This is a genomic window from Butyrivibrio sp. AE2015 (genome assembly GCF_000420825.1).
GTDB lineage: Bacteria > Bacillota > Clostridia > Lachnospirales > Lachnospiraceae > Butyrivibrio.
In genome coordinates this window covers 18,147-33,701 of the sequence record NZ_ATVR01000011.1, presented here as the reverse complement: position 1 = coordinate 33,701, position 15,555 = coordinate 18,147, and the positions used below count along the sequence as shown (strand labels likewise).

General features: G+C 39.1%; 13 protein-coding genes. All 13 read left to right on the top strand.

All coding sequences use genetic code 11. From position 1 onward, the window contains the following. Window positions 1-12: 12 nt before the first annotated feature. The 13 genes from argB to G585_RS0107365 all read left to right on the top strand — a co-directional run bounded on the left by argB (window position 13) and on the right by G585_RS0107365 (window position 15,542). Window positions 13-885 (top strand): acetylglutamate kinase, encoded by an 873-nt coding sequence (gene argB / locus G585_RS0107425; RefSeq protein ID WP_022774063.1) that lies wholly within the window; start codon window positions 13-15, stop codon window positions 883-885. A 44-nt stretch (window positions 886-929) separates the two neighbouring features. Then, window positions 930-2,129, top strand: coding sequence for an aspartate aminotransferase family protein (locus tag G585_RS0107420; RefSeq protein WP_022774062.1), 1,200 nt, complete (start codon window positions 930-932; stop codon window positions 2,127-2,129). Continuing rightward, window positions 2,126-3,616, top strand: a complete 1,491-nt coding sequence (locus tag G585_RS0107415; protein WP_022774060.1) for a sugar ABC transporter substrate-binding protein — start codon at window positions 2,126-2,128, stop codon at window positions 3,614-3,616. Before G585_RS0107420 ends, G585_RS0107415 begins: the two co-directional genes overlap by 4 nt. 78 nt (window positions 3,617-3,694) lie before the next feature. Beyond that, entirely contained in the window at window positions 3,695-4,312 is a 618-nt protein-coding gene (locus tag G585_RS17530) for a helix-hairpin-helix domain-containing protein (RefSeq protein ID WP_022774059.1), read from the top strand. A 23-nt stretch (window positions 4,313-4,335) separates the two neighbouring features. Next, a complete protein-coding gene (locus G585_RS0107405; protein WP_022774058.1) occupies window positions 4,336-5,016 on the top strand; it encodes a response regulator transcription factor in 681 nt (226 codons plus the stop codon). A gap of 15 nt (window positions 5,017-5,031) precedes the next feature. Beyond that, entirely contained in the window at window positions 5,032-6,546 is a 1,515-nt protein-coding gene (locus tag G585_RS0107400; RefSeq protein WP_022774057.1) for a sensor histidine kinase, read from the top strand. Further along, a complete protein-coding gene (locus tag G585_RS0107395) occupies window positions 6,543-7,490 on the top strand; it encodes a GerMN domain-containing protein (protein WP_022774055.1) in 948 nt (315 codons plus the stop codon). Before G585_RS0107400 ends, G585_RS0107395 begins: the two co-directional genes overlap by 4 nt. A gap of 13 nt (window positions 7,491-7,503) precedes the next feature. Continuing rightward, the gene (locus tag G585_RS0107390) at window positions 7,504-9,786 is read left to right on the top strand and encodes a DNA internalization-related competence protein ComEC/Rec2 (protein WP_022774054.1); all 2,283 of its coding nucleotides are present in this window, start codon (window positions 7,504-7,506) and stop codon (window positions 9,784-9,786) included. A gap of 56 nt (window positions 9,787-9,842) precedes the next feature. Further along, window positions 9,843-10,859 (top strand): DNA polymerase III subunit delta, encoded by a 1,017-nt coding sequence (gene holA / locus G585_RS0107385; RefSeq protein WP_022774053.1) that lies wholly within the window; start codon window positions 9,843-9,845, stop codon window positions 10,857-10,859. 104 nt (window positions 10,860-10,963) lie between these two features. After that, window positions 10,964-11,617, top strand: coding sequence for a DUF1653 domain-containing protein (locus G585_RS0107380; RefSeq protein ID WP_022774051.1), 654 nt, complete (start codon window positions 10,964-10,966; stop codon window positions 11,615-11,617). A gap of 4 nt (window positions 11,618-11,621) precedes the next feature. Next, entirely contained in the window at window positions 11,622-12,647 is a 1,026-nt protein-coding gene (locus tag G585_RS0107375; RefSeq protein WP_022774050.1) for a glycosyltransferase family 2 protein, read from the top strand. Between the two features lie 106 nt (window positions 12,648-12,753). Further along, the gene (locus G585_RS0107370; protein WP_022774049.1) at window positions 12,754-13,473 is read left to right on the top strand and encodes a phosphoesterase; all 720 of its coding nucleotides are present in this window, start codon (window positions 12,754-12,756) and stop codon (window positions 13,471-13,473) included. Window positions 13,474-13,553: 80 nt separating this feature from the next. Beyond that, complete coding sequence (locus G585_RS0107365) at window positions 13,554-15,542, top strand: glycoside hydrolase family 31 protein (RefSeq protein ID WP_022774047.1); 1,989 nt, start codon at window positions 13,554-13,556, stop codon at window positions 15,540-15,542. The last annotated feature ends 13 nt before the right edge of the window (window positions 15,543-15,555 follow it).

The window sequence follows — 15,555 nt, the reverse complement described above, 5'->3', positions numbered from 1 at the left end:
GGAGGACTTACTATGGATAAGGATATGGAAAGTGTATTAAAAAAAGCAGAAGTACTGGTTGAGGCCCTTCCATATATTCAGAAATTCAATAAGAAGATCATCGTTGTCAAGTATGGCGGTAGTGCCATGAGCAACGAGGAACTTCAAAAGAGTGTAATAACAGACGTTACTCTTTTAAAGCTTGTAGGACTTAAACCGATCATTGTACATGGCGGTGGAAAGGCCATCAGTTCCTGGGTTTCAAAAGTGGGAAAAGAGGCCCAGTTCGTAAACGGACTTAGAGTGACTGATGCAGAGACTATGGAAATAGCCGAGATGGTCCTTGGCAGAGTAAATAAGCAGCTGGTTACGATGGTTCAGGAGCTTGGAGTAAAGGCCATAGGTATAAGCGGAAAAGACTCAGGTCTTTTGCATGTTAAAAAGAAATATTCAGATGGCAAGGATATTGGCTATGTTGGTGAGATCGACAAGGTTGATCCGAAGGTCTTATTTGACCTTATTGATAATGAGTATCTCCCTGTCATTGCACCTATTGGATTTGATGATAATTTTGATACCTACAATATCAATGCAGATGATGCGGCATGTGCCATCGCTAAGGCTGTTGGGGCAGACAAACTCGCATTTTTGACTGATATAGAAGGTGTTTATAAAGATATAAACGATCCATCATCATTCCTGTCAAGACTTACATGTTCGGAGGCAGATGCCCTTATTGCTGGTGGAAATATAGGCGGAGGAATGCTTCCAAAACTCAACAACTGCACAGATGCCATAAGACAGGGCGTTAACAGCGTTCATATCCTGGATGGAAGAATAGCACATTGCCTGCTTTTGGAAATATTTACCAACAAGGGTGTTGGAACAATGTTTACAGCTGACTAAGAAGTAGCAGCAAAAAAACATAATAATAAGGGAGAACTTAAGCTATGAGCGAAAAGATGAAATCATATATCGAAGAGGCTGAGAAAGCGCTGCTTCATACATATAACAGATATCAGATTGTCCTTGAAAAGGGCGATGGAGTGTACCTATATGATATCGATGGAAAAAAGTACCTTGACTTTGTGGCAGGTATTGCTGTTTTTGCCCTTGGTTACAATAACAAGGAATACAATGACGCCTTAAAAGCTCAGATCGATAAGGTTCTCCATACATCAAATTATTATTATAATGTGCCGGCTATAGAAGCAGCTAAGAAGTTAAAAGAAGTGTCAAAAATGGACAGAGTCTTTTTTACAAACAGCGGCGCGGAAGCAGTCGAAGGCGCACTTAAGGCTGCCAGAAAGTATGCGTTTTTAAAGGATGGAAAAACTGATCATGAGATAATCGCCATGAACCATTCTTTCCACGGCAGGACCTTCGGAGCGCTTTCAGTAACAGGAAATCCTCACTACAGAGAGGCTTTTGAGCCTATGATCGGAAATATAAAGTTTGCTGATCTAAATGACTTTGAAAGCGTTCTTTCACAGGTGAATGATAAGACCTGCGCTATAATTCTTGAGACGGTACAGGGAGAAGGCGGAATTTATCCGGCAACAGAGGAATTCCTTACAAAGATAAGAAAGCTCTGCGATGAAAGAGATATCCTTCTTATCCTTGATGAGATACAGTGCGGTATGGGCAGGACAGGATATATGTTTGCATGGCAGAAATATGGAGTAAAACCTGATATCATGACAACGGCCAAGGCCCTTGGATGTGGAGTACCTGTAGGAGCATTCCTTATGACTGAAAAAGTAGGGGCTAATTCTCTCGTTGCAGGTGACCATGGTACTACTTACGGCGGCAATCCTTTTGCATGTGCAGCAGTGGGCAAAGTACTTGATTTATTTAAACAGGACAATATAATAGAGAATGTGAATGAGGTGGCTCCATATCTTGAAGAGCGCTTGGATGAGCTTGCTGGACGCTATGACTTCATTACGTGCAGAAGAGGAATGGGACTTATGCAGGGACTTGTATTTGACAGACCTGTGGCTGATGTTATCAATAAGGCACTTGAAAATGGCCTTATTCTGATAAATGCAGGGCCTAATATCATCCGTTTTGTACCTCCTCTTGTGATAACCAAGGAAAATGTGGATGACATGATAGGTATACTTGATTCATGTCTGAGGAGTTTATGAGATTAAGAGTTAAGGTTTTTTCTATTGTTTTAATACTTTGTATGTTATCTGGTACGATTCTTTACGCGCAGTCCAAACAGAGCGTGTTTGAGGATCATTCTCTTTTTAATCTGAACAAGACAACTGTAAGAATATGGTACACGGACGATGCGCTTACTCCATACCTTCAGAATAAAGCGGTTGCTTATTCTGAATCGCGTAGCAGAGTGCGTATCGAGCCTGTACTTGTATCAGGTCTTGAATATCTTGAAGCTATCAATAAGGCTTCTCTTGAAGATGATAATTATCCTGATCTTTATATAATAACAAATGATTCCCTTGAAAAGGCTTATTTGGCAGGACTTGCTCTTGAGATTGACAATGGAGCTGACTTCCTTGATGAGGAGACTTTCCCTACATCTGCAGTTAATTCTGTTACTTATAATGGAAGACTTATAGCCTATCCTTTCTATTATGAGACAAGTTCACTAGTCTATAACAAGACATACCTTGAGAATATGGTAAGAGAAGAACTGCAGGCTGAGGCTGACATGGCAGAGGGCGAGGAAGCAGAAGAGGAAGCATCAGAGGACAGCTCTGCAGAAGCTGTGGCTGAGGCTGATGGAGATGAGGACTCTGCTATTTCAGACAAAGAGGTTCAGGCTAGAGTTGAGGAAAAGATTCCTCATACTATTGCAGATATTTTGAAATTTGCTCAGAGCTATAACGCGCCTGATCAGGTTGAAGCTGTGTTTAAATGGGATGTTACAGATATTTTCTATAATTATTTCTTTGTTGGAAACTACATGAATGTAGGCGGTAAGGCAGGAGATGATGTAAGTCTTATCGATATTTACAATTCAGATACCATCAGTTGCATGAAGATATATCAGCAGCTTAACCAGTTCTTTGCCATTGATGCAAAAGAAATTGATTATGACCAGATCGTTCAGGACTTTATTGATGGCAAGATCGTATTTACTGTTGCTACAACAGATATCCTGTCTAAGATTGAAGCGGCTAAGGCTTCCGGAGAATGTGAATATGATTTTGAAGTTGCTGACATTCCCGATATAACTTCAGATTACAAGACAAGAACCATGTCAGTTACAGACTGCATTGTTGTTAACGGATACTCTGAGCACCCTACAGAAGCTAATTCTTTTGCAAGATATCTCTTAAATGATAATTCAGGTGATATTTATAAGCTTGGAGGAAAGCCGGCGGCTCACTTTGGCGTAAACTATGAGGATAAAAACCTTGATACCTTTACTGAAGTTTATGCAGATTCAGTACCTATGCCAAAAACTATAGAGACAAGTAACCTCTGGATGGAACTTGAAATCGCATTTACCAAGATCTGGAATGGAGATGATTGTAATTCTACTTTGAAAAATGTATCTGAGAATATCATGACTCAGGTTACAGGTACAGCTTTTGAAGAAGAAACTCTTCCTGATCCTACAGATCTTGATGTTACAGACGGTCTTACAGAAGAGAGCGATTAATTTTTGTTTGTGCTTGCGTAATTTTTTTTAATCGACTAGAATAAAAAAGCATGGCGGGGTTCCTCTTAGGAGGAAAACATGCGTAGGTTTATATTTATATTTTATTGCACTATGGCTTTTACTTTGGCTGGGTGTACAAATGCCGGATATGATTCGGATATAGTTCTTAGTGATACTATGAATGATGAGGGGTCTGAAGATATTTCTGATGGGAATTGCAGCACGGGGGATTGCGCTACAGTTGCTCTGATAGAGCAGGAAAATATTGTGGTGTATGTTTGTGGTGCAGTTGTTTGTCCTGGTGTTTATGAATTACCTCCTGCTTCGAGAGCAGATGATGCAGTAAAAGCGGCAGGTGGTTTCGTCGATGGCGCAGATGATACTTATGTTAATCTTGCTGCCGTAGTCGAGGATGGCACCAAACTCATGATTCCAACTAAAGACGAAGTTAAAAATGGCCTTGTTGCAGAAAATACTGACAGCACTGATAGTTTTAGCAGCAATGGACTTATAAATATTAACAAAGCCACAAAGGAGGAACTTAAGACTATTCCTGGAATTGGGGAGAAGGTTGCCGGTAAGATAGTCGATTACCGGGAGCAGAATGGGAATTTTACCTGCATTGAAGATATTATGAAAGTGTCAGGCATTAAGGATAAACTTTTTTCTAAAATAAAGGAATATATTACAGTTTAACAGTTTTAGAAAGCGGAGAAGTAATGAGTAAGAAAGCACTTGTAGTAGATGATGAAAAAGCAATAGTTAAAGGTATTAAGTTTAGCCTGGAGCAGGATGATATAGTCTGTGACTGTGCCTATGATGGTCAGACAGCGCTTGAAATGGCCAGAACTAACAATTATGACATTATTCTACTGGATGTGATGCTTCCCGGACTTACAGGCTTTGAAGTATGTCAGCAGATCAGAGAGTTTTCTAATGTTCCTATTATCATGCTTACAGCAAAGGGTGATGATATGGACAAGATACTTGGTCTTGAATATGGCGCAGATGATTATATGACTAAGCCTTTCAATATTCTTGAAGTTAAGGCAAGGATCAAGGCAATCATAAGAAGGACCAGCAGATCACAGGCACCTGAGAAAACCTTGACATTTGGTGATCTTAAGCTTAATGAGGCTTACAGAAGAGTCTTTGTAAAAGACAGAGAGATAAATGTTACCAGCAGAGAGTATGAGCTTTTAGAGCATCTTGCTTCTAATGCAGGAAGGGTGTACTCAAGAGAAGAACTTTTGCACACTATATGGGGAACAGAATACCCGGGGGATGAGAGAACTGTTGATGTTCATATCAGAAGACTTCGTGAGAAACTTGAGAGTAACCCAAGTGAACCTAGATATGTACGTACAAAATGGGGCAGTGGTTACTATTTTCAAGGATGATTTTAATATAAAAATATGAATCTTTTTTTATCAAAAGTAAAAGATATAGCTATTCAGCTCAAAATAAGAAATATTTTCAAGAGTCTAAGAGTGCGATTTTTCATAGTGGTTTCTATTACGGGATTGCTTTCTTGTTTGGTTATGCATGCCCTGATATTACAGAGCTATGAAGATCGTGCTGTCAACGTTAAATCAACGGAAGTTCAGACACAGCTTCGCATACTTGCGAACCATCTTATTACATATAATTATTTGCAGGATACTTCTTCAGAGGTTATAAATGCGGAACTTGATATGCTTGCAAACCTTTACGATGGCCGTGTAATGGTTATCAATGACGATCTTAAGGTTGTGAAGGATACCTACAATATAAGCCAGGGAAAGACTATTATTTCTGAAGAGGTTGTTAACTGCCTTAAGACAGGATCCAAGGGTACATTGTCAAAATATGACAGCGCAAATGGTTATATTGAGATGATCACTCCTATAGTAACAACTGAACTTATTGAAGAGGGCGATATAGCTGTAGCAGGGAATTCCAATGAGGTTGTACGAGGAGTTCTTTTGACAAGCGTATCTACTGAGACTATTGCCAATACGCTTGAAATCTTAAGCAGACGTGCCACAACCCTTGAAACTCTTATCGTAACAATTATCCTTGTATTTTCTGCACTGGTTTCATATGCACTGCTTAAGCCTTTCGACAGGATTACAGCTGCTATCAATGATGTTAAAGCCGGTTATACAGATAAGCCTGTTGTTGGACCAAACTACCTGGAGACAGAGCAGATCATCAATGCTTTTAATGCCATGTTAAGGCGCATGAAGGTGCTTGATGACTCAAGACAGGAATTTGTTTCCAACGTGTCACATGAGCTTAAGACCCCGATAACTTCTATCAAGGTTTTGGCAGATTCTCTTTTATCTCAGGAAGATGTACCCAATGAAGTATATAGGGAATTTATGACTGATATAGGTGAAGAGATTGATAGGGAAGATAAGATAATCAATGACCTTCTTGCACTTGTTAAGATGGACAAAAAAGCATCAGGTCTTTCTATCACATCAGTTGATGTTGTAAGTCTTACAGAAGTAGTGCTTAAAAGAATGCGTCCTATAGCAAGAAAACACAATATAGACCTCACACTTGAGAGTAACAGGGCTATCACAGCTGAGATTGATGAAGTTAAAATATCACTTGTGATCATGAACCTGGTTGAGAATGCTATAAAGTACAACAAAGAAAACGGTACTGTTAAGGTTGAGCTTGATGCAGATCATCAGTATTTTTCAATAAAGGTAATAGATACCGGAATAGGTATTCCTGAAGATAGCCTTGACCATATTTATGAGAGATTCTACAGAGTTGACAAGTCACGCTCAAGAGAGATCGGTGGTACCGGCCTTGGACTGGCAATCGCTAGAAATGCAGTCCTTATGCACAGAGGATCAATTGATGTTCAGAGTACTTTAGGAGAAGGAACAACCTTTACTGTGAGAATTCCGCTTATTTGCGTAGGTTCAAAATGATTAAGACTATGAATAAAAGACAATTATTATACAAAAGAATAATGCCTGTTTTCATTGGAATGCTCATCATGGTTACATCTGTTTCCTGTGAGAGAAAAAGTCGTGATGATTCCGGTGCTTTTAAAGTTTATTATGTAAACAGCAGCGAGACTGGGATTGTTTCGGAAAACTATGAGATACAATCTGATAAGTCGGATTCCAAAGCAGTTATAAATGAACTTGTTACGGCACTTGAAACCATGCCTGACAGGCTTCAATACGAGGCACCCATTGCAGGCGATATCAAGCTTATAAACTATTCTCTGAAGGATAAGCTCCTTACACTTAATTTTGACCGCAAGTACAATGAGCTTGGGAGAACTATAGAGATACTTGACAGAGCTGCGATCGTCAGGACTTTTTGCCAGCTTGATGATGTAGAATACGTTACATTCCAGGTGGAGGGGACACCTCTTACAGATCATTATGGAAGCGTAATCGGAAATATGTCCGCTGATACCTTCATCTATAATGTGGGAAAAGAAATAAGTACCTATGAGAAGATTGAGCTGAAGCTGTATTTTGCCGATGAAACAGGGACTAAACTGGTTCCTGTCTACAGATCTGTTGTCTACAACAGTAATATTTCAATGGAAAGGCTTGCTGTAGAACAGGTCATAAGCGGACCTAACACAGATGTGGCATTTCCTACAGTGAATAAGGACAGCAAGATAAAAAGTGTAAATATAAAAGACGGAGTCTGCTATATAGACTTTGATTCAACATTTTTGACACAGACACAGAATATATCTGCTGAAGTTGCACTTTATTCAATAGTGAACACTGTTACAGAGTTTTCTGATGTCAACAAGGTAGTTCTTTCCGTAAACGGAGAACCATCATTTACCTTTATGGATTTTGTGATTTCAGGTCCTTATGAGAGAAATCTTGATATTGTCGAATAATTAGGAGTTTTATATGAAAAGGCCGCTTTGCGCAGTTGCGCTTTTAATGGCGGCGATTGTCTATATTTATCTGGAATTTTCTATTTCTAAACTGACTGTATATGAGCCGGAAGAGAGTTTTACTGAGACTACCAAAGTTGTTGGAGTAGTGATCCAAAAGGAACAAAAGAAAAACTCTCTTGGCGATATATACACAGCTCTTTATCTGGTTCCAAGAAAACCTTTAAAAGGAAAATTTGAATATATCGAATGTTATTTATCTGCGGACTCCTATGAGCCCTCTATTGGAGAGACAGTTCTTGTCTCAGGTAAGGTAAATGAATTTGCACCGCCGCGAAATCCCGGTGAATTTGACTCTCGCCTCTATTATTCAACTTTAAAAATTGCATATCGGATCAAAAATGCTTACATAGACAAAGCCAATGGCAAAAAGGATCTCTTCAAAGAAAGTCTGTATAAACTAAGGCTTGTATTTGAAAGTAATCTTGATAAGACTCTTGATGAAGAAGATGCAGCCATCATGAAGGCAATGCTTCTTGGAGATAAATCTTTTATGGATGAGGATATAAAAAATCTGTATAAAGACTCCGGGATCATGCATATTCTGGCGGTGAGTGGGCTTCATATATCAATAATCGGAATGGAAATTTACCGCTTATTAAGGAAAATAAAGGCTCCCGGGGGATTATCTGTGGCAATAGCGCTGACCATCATGTTCTGTTATGGGGCAATGTGCGGAATGAATACATCTGCTTTTAGAGCTATTCTTATGTTTTCACTGCGGCTTTTGGCACCACTTTTAGGAAGAACGTATGATATTTTTACAAGCCTTTCATTGGCTTTTATGCTCTTACTCTTAGAGCAACCTTTATATTTATATAGCAGCGGATTTTTGTTTTCTTTTGGAGCAATCATAGGAATTGCTCTTGTAAAGCCCCTTTTAAAACCTGAAGTTTTAACATATGCGCCATTTACCATGAAGTTTGCTGATGATACTGAGGAAAGTCTGAGCAAAAAGGTACTAAATAAGTGTCTTGACTGTGTCTCTACATGTCTTGCGATAATGCTTGTTACGCTTCCTGTGTATACATCCTTTTATTACACATATCCAATAGGATCGATTGTCTTAAACCTGGTAGTTTTGCCACTTATGGGCGTGCTTATGGTAATTGGAATAATCTGCATGAGTGTCGGAGTTCTTATTATTTTTGTTGGAAAAGCATTTGGTTTTGGCGCTCATATTATCCTTTTATTTTATAAAGTGTCCTGCAATATAAGTAAGGTAAATGGAGGGCTTACCTGGTACGTAGGGCACTCCTCAAAAATACAGGTTGTTATTTATGTGCTTCTCATCACCGTATTTATAGCGTTTTTGTATTTTGAAAGGGATAACCATGCTGGTAAAAAGTATGCTCGCAGGGAGCTTATTAAGTTTGATGCATTCAAATTTTTATTTATACTTTTTTCTGTAACAGTACTTACCTTTAGTATTCATCCGGATCTTGAAATAAATATGATAGATGTGGGGCAGGGGGATGGAATACTGATATCCTCAGACGGGAAAAATATCCTGATCGATGGAGGAAGTACCAGTAAGAAGAACGTTGGAAAGTATCAGATCATACCTTTCCTAAAGTATAAGGGCGTCGGGAAACTTGATGGGGCTATTGTAACTCATGAGGATGAGGACCATATAAGCGGACTTTTGGAGATAATGGATGATATGGAAAAGGGAGGGGTATGCATTAAAAAACTTATTCTTCCTGAAGTGTCAGTAAAATCCAGGGGTGAGAACTACAACCATCTTGAAACGAGGGCTAAGGAGCTTGGCATTCCGATCTTTTATATAAACACGGGTGAGAGTTTTAATATGTCAGATATATCGTTTTTATGTCTGAATCCTCAGAAGGATATGGTAACAGAAGGAGCAAATGCCTATTCTACAGTGCTTTACATGAAGTATGGGGATTTCACAGCTCTTTTTACAGGAGATATGGAAAAAGAGGGACTTGATAATGTTAAGGAAAAACTCAGGTTGAGCAGGAAAGATGTAACTCTTCTTAAGGTTGCCCATCACGGTTCAATGTATACCACAGACGAGGAGTTTCTTGAGCTGACGAAGCCTGAGCTGGCTCTTATTTCCTGCGGAGAGGGCAATAAATACGGCCATCCCCACAAAGAAACTCTTGAGAGACTAAAGAGTATAGGAGCTGCAATCTACAGAACGGATGAAGAGGGATGCATAACAGTTGAGGTTGAAGATGGTCATATAAAACTAAGGAGTTTTTTGGAATGAGCATTATTGGCTTTTTATACATCCTTCTGCTAGAATAGTCTACGGAGTGTGATTTTATGGCAGCTAAAACAACAGATTTTCCTGTTAAACAGAGACAACTTAATGAAGATATAAAAAACGGGGTGTTTAAGAAATGCTATCTTATCTATGGCGAGGAAGCATATCTTAGACTCCAGAACAGAGATAAACTTGTGAAGGCTTTGGGGGGCGGAGCTTCTTCCATGAATTTCACAAAGTATGAAGGAGACCAGATAAATCCGGCCCAGGTCATAGACATGGCTGAGACTATGCCTTTTTTATCTGATAAGAGAGTGATCCTTGTAGAAAACAGCGGCTTTTTTAAGAGCGGATGCCCTGAACTTGCTGATTATCTGAAATCGCCCTCAGAGACTACTTATTTCATATTCATAGAAAAAGAGGTCGATAAAAGAAAAGATATTTTTAAGGCTGTCAGCAAGATCGGCCTTGAAATGAACTGCGACACTCAGGATGAAGATACCTTGAAAAGGTGGATAGCAGGGAAGTTTGCTTCAGAAGGGAAAAATATATCTCCAAGGGCAGCAGCTTTTTTCCTTGAGAGAGTTGGAACGGATATGTCCAATATCAGTACAGAGATAGAAAAGCTTGTTTGCTACTGCATTGATAGAAACGAGATAACTGTTGAGGATATAAATGCTGTGTGTGCAGGATGGCTTACAAGCAGGATATTTTCAATGACTGATGCAATAGCCTCCCAGGATCAGAAAAAAGCCATCGACCTTTACTATGATCTTTTGGCTTTGAAAGAACCGCCGGCTAAAATACTTGCGCTTATTACAAGGCAGTTTAATATTATGCTCCAGGTAAAGGAGATGAGTGTAAACCGCAAGGACAGATCACAGATAGCTTCAGGAGCAGGAATAGCTCCATTCCTTGTTGGAAAATATGAGAGCTGGGCAAGAGCGTATACTTTTGAGGAACTTAGAAGTGCCCTTGAACTTTGCGCTTCCAATGATGAAGCTGTAAAAACAGGCAAGCTTGATTACATAATAAGTGTAGAAATGGTCATTATAAGTGCAACACGTAAGCACTAATTTGAAAATATAGTATTTTAGGGTTATACTATACAACATATTGGCTAAATAGTTTGTAATTAAAACTATATTTAGAGGATTGATTTTTATTAATGGAGAGACGTATGGAGAGAAAAAGACCTGTACCTTATGAACTGTTCAGGCATTTTAAGGGGAATATGTATCAGATCGTTTCTATTGCGATCCATTCCGAGACAAGAGAAGAGATGGTTGTTTATCAGGCTCTTTATGGTGATTACAAAGTATATGTAAGACCGCTGGATATGTTTATGTCTGAAGTTGATCACGTTAAATACCCTGATGTAAAACAGAAATATCGTTTTGAGAGGATAGAGAGAAATTCAGAGAATGCAGAAAGGCTTGATAATGTTGAAGCTTCATCTGAAAAGATCGGATCAAATGTTATAAGTCCTGAAAAAACAGTAGAAAATAATAGTACCGACAGGGAAGAAATAAGAAAGCAGTTTAGGAGCGAACCCTATAAGCATTCTGAAGTTATGGATAAGTCTATTGACACAGAGGCTAAGGAACTGAATCTGAATCCACTTGTTATAGAGTTTATGGATGCAGATCTTGCTGTAGATAAAAACGATATTTTAACCAAGCTTCGTCCTATAATAACAAATGATATGATAGATATTATGGCCATGTCACTTGGCGTTGTTGTTAACGAAGGAGATGTGTACGACAGATACAATGATCTTAGGACCTGTCTTACAACAATGGAAAAATTTGAGAGTACCAGATTAAGGAGTTAAGAAAATGAAATTACTTTCTGTTGCAATCCCTTGCTACAATTCAGAAGGATATATGTCAAAATGTATCGAGTCCCTTCTTGTAGGCGGCGAGGATGTAGAAATTCTTATAGTAGATGACGGATCAAAGGATAAGACAGCTGAGATCGCTGATGAGTATGCTAAAAAGTATCCTACAATCTGTAAAGCTATCCACAAGCCAAATGGTGGACACGGCAGCGCTGTAAATGCAGGCCTTGAAGCTGCTACAGGTTTGTTCTTTAAAGTAGTTGACTCAGATGACTGGGTAAAAGAAATAGCTTACAGAAAAATCCTTTCTACTCTTGAAGAGCTTGCAGGAGGAGAGAAACAGCTTGATCTTCTTATCAGTAACTTTGTTTACAACAAGGTTGGCGAGAAGAGACATAAAGTTATGCGCTACAATTCAATGTTCCCGATCGAGGAACTCTTCACATGGAAAGATATCAAGAGAACTCCAAAGGGACATTATCTTTTGATGCATTCTGTTATCTTCAGAACAAAACTTTTGAAGGATTGTGGACTCAAGCTCCCTGAGCACACATTTTATGTGGATAACATTTATGTATTTAATCCACTTCCTTTTGTTAAGACTATGTACTACCTTGATGTCAATTTCTATTATTACTACATTGGCCGTGAGGATCAGTCAGTTAATCAGAAGATCATGCTTTCACGTATTGACCAGCAGCTTCGTGTAAATAAGCTCATGGTTGATTACTATGTAGAGAATTATGGAATGATCCGCTCTCAGAGAGAGAGACATAAATATATGTTCAATTATCTTGAGATCATTACAGCTATTTCATCAGTTCTTTTGATCACGGAGGATACTCCGGAGAACCTGAAAAAGAGAAAAGAGCTGCTTGAATATATTAAGGACAAGAACTACTGGCTCTATCTTAAAATCAGATACAGTATTGAAGGAACATATATCTACCTTCCTGGAAAAGGGGGACGAAAGATCACACTTGCAGGATACAAGCTCCTTCAGAAGATATTCCACTTCAATTAAAAATCTGAGTTAACAGATTCTTTATAATTTGTTCGGCTTGTATTACTAAAATTAAGTGATAAAATAATACGAAGTTGATATGTGTTCTTTCTAAATTGAGGAGTTTATGAAAAACATGAAAGTAAAAATTGAAGAGTGGATAGGAAGGCCGCTAAACAGGGACTATTGGCATGATATGCTAAAACTTTCAACACCTATTTTAGTGTATGGACCTATTTATCTGATGTGGTTTATCTGGATCGAGAAACACAGATTTTCACATTATGCAGTTATCCATACTGTTATCGATGATATGATCCCTTTTGTAGAAGCCTTTGTTATTCCGTATTATATGTGGTTTTTGTATGTTTCACTTACGCTTTTGTTTTTTATGTTTTCCTGCGATGTAGAGGATTATTACAAAAACTTCGCGTTTTTAGCAACAGGTATGACAATTTTTCTCATTATCTCGACTTTGTTTCCAAACATGCATCAGCTAAGACCTGCTGTTATGCCTAGAGATAATATATTTACTCATCTGGTTGCGATTATTTATAAAAGTGATACGGCTGCAAATTTATGGCCAAGCATTCATGTATATAATTCGATTGGATCCATGATAGCAATCCATCGCAGTAGACGCTTTAGTAAAACAGGTAAGATAGTAAGTGATATCATAGGAACATCGATTATTCTTTCTACATTGTTTATTAAGCAGCATTCCATGTATGATGTGATCACAGCATTTATCATGGCGATCATTCTTTATCTTGTTGTGTATCATACTTCCATACTGGAGGCTTTCTGCAAGAGAAGAGAGGAAGAACTGGCTGTTCGTTATAATTAAAAATATGACCTCAATTTCCAAAAAGTATTGGTAATTGAGGTCTTTTTTAAAACTATATATATGTGTTAGGGGAGGCAGCAATGGTTTTTACTGATGAAAATGGGGCATTAGTAGCAAAAAGACAGGGTGAGACCCTTAGGATCGAAGGATGGGGCGAAGATTCGTTCAGGGTCAGAAGTACTATGTATCCGGATTTTACGGGGAATAACTGGGCTCTTGAAAAGAAAAGTGCCAGGCCTGAAGTTATTGTTTCTCAAAGGGAAGATGGACCTTTTGCAACTATTATTAACGGTCGCATTAAGGCAACTGTCAATTTCGCAGGAGTCATTTCTTTTTACAAGGACGACTCCATGATCCTTAGGGAGTACTTTAGATGCTATGGCGGCACAGAGTCTAAGGAGTCGAGATGTCTGAAATACATCAACCGTGATTACAAGCCACATGTAGGCGGCGATTACAGGATAACTGTTAAGTTTGAGAGTAATGACGGGGAAAAAATCTTTGGTATGGGTCAGTACCAGCATCCATATAGCAATTTAAAAGGCTGTATTCTGGATCTTGAACAGCGCAATTCTCAGGTGTCGGTTCCATTTGAGGTATCAAGTCTGGGATATGGATTTTTGTGGAATAATCCTGCTGTTGGAAGAACAACATTTGGCATGAATTATACTGAATGGGTGGCAGAGGCCACAAAGGAGATGGACTATTGGATCACTGTGTCTGATACTCCTAAAGGTCTTTTGGAAAACTATACTGCTGTAACCGGAAGAACTCCACAAATGCCGGAGGATCTGATGGGGCTTTGGCAGTGCAAGCTTCGTTACCGCACCCAAAAGGAAGTACTTGAAGTTGCGCATAAGTGCAAGGACGAGGGAATACCTATCGACTGCATTGTTATCGATTTCTTTCACTGGACGGTGCAGGGGGACTGGAAATTTGATGAGACCTACTGGCCTGATCCAAAAGCTATGGTAGATGAACTTCACAGCATGGGAATAAAAGTGGTTGTTTCCGTATGGCCCAGTGTTGATAAGAGAAGCGAACATTTCTATGATATGCTTGAGAAAGGCCTTTTGGTAAAAAATGAACGCGGCGGCTTGCAGAATTATGACTATCAGGGCGACTGCACTATTCTTGATGCGACCAATCCGGAGACAAGAGAGTATGTGTGGAATGTCTGCAAAAAGAATTATTATGACCTTGGAATAGATATGTTCTGGCTTGATAATTCAGAGCCGGATCTTGTTAAGTATGATTTTGATGCGCTTAGATACTATCTTGGACCGGGACTTGAAGTCAGTAATATCTATCCACAGTATTATAGCAGGCTCTTTTACGAGAATATGAAAAAAGAGACTGATAAACCTGTGGTCAATCTTTTAAGATCTGCCTGGGCAGGAAGTCAGAAATATGGAAACGTTGTGTGGTCAGGGGATGTTCCAAGTACCTTTGAGTCCCTAAAGGACCAGATCGCAGCGGGACTTAATATGGGACTTTGTGGCATTTCATGGTGGACTACTGATGTTGGCGGCTTTATGACTGACGATGTAAATGATCCTGACTTTAAGCAGCTTCTTGTCAGATGGTTTGAATTTGCGGTATTTTCTCCTGTACTTAGGATGCATGGTGATAGAGGCCCTTATGATATTGCACCTCTTGATAACAGGGATTTTGGAGGCGGCTACCTTCACACAGGACAGCCTAACGAGCTTTGGAGCTATGGAGAAGAAGTCTACGAGATTCTGAAAAAGCAGCTGCAGCTTCGTTTGGAGCTAAAGCCGTATATCAAGAGCTTGTTTGAGGAAAGCAGCCAAAATGGTTCTCCTCTTTTGAGAACTCTTTTCTATGAGTTCCCTGAAGATGAAAAGTGCTGGGAAACTTTTGATGAGTACATGTTTGGCCATTCATATCTTGTTGCTCCTGTCACTGACCTTAACTGCTTTGAGAGAAAGGTATACCTTCCGAAGGGAAAGTGGAAGGATATCCGCGATGAAAAAATTTATGAGGGCGGACAGACAATAACAGCAAAGGCGCCACTTGAATCAATTCCTGTGTTCTGTAAAATTTGATATTGTATTTAAG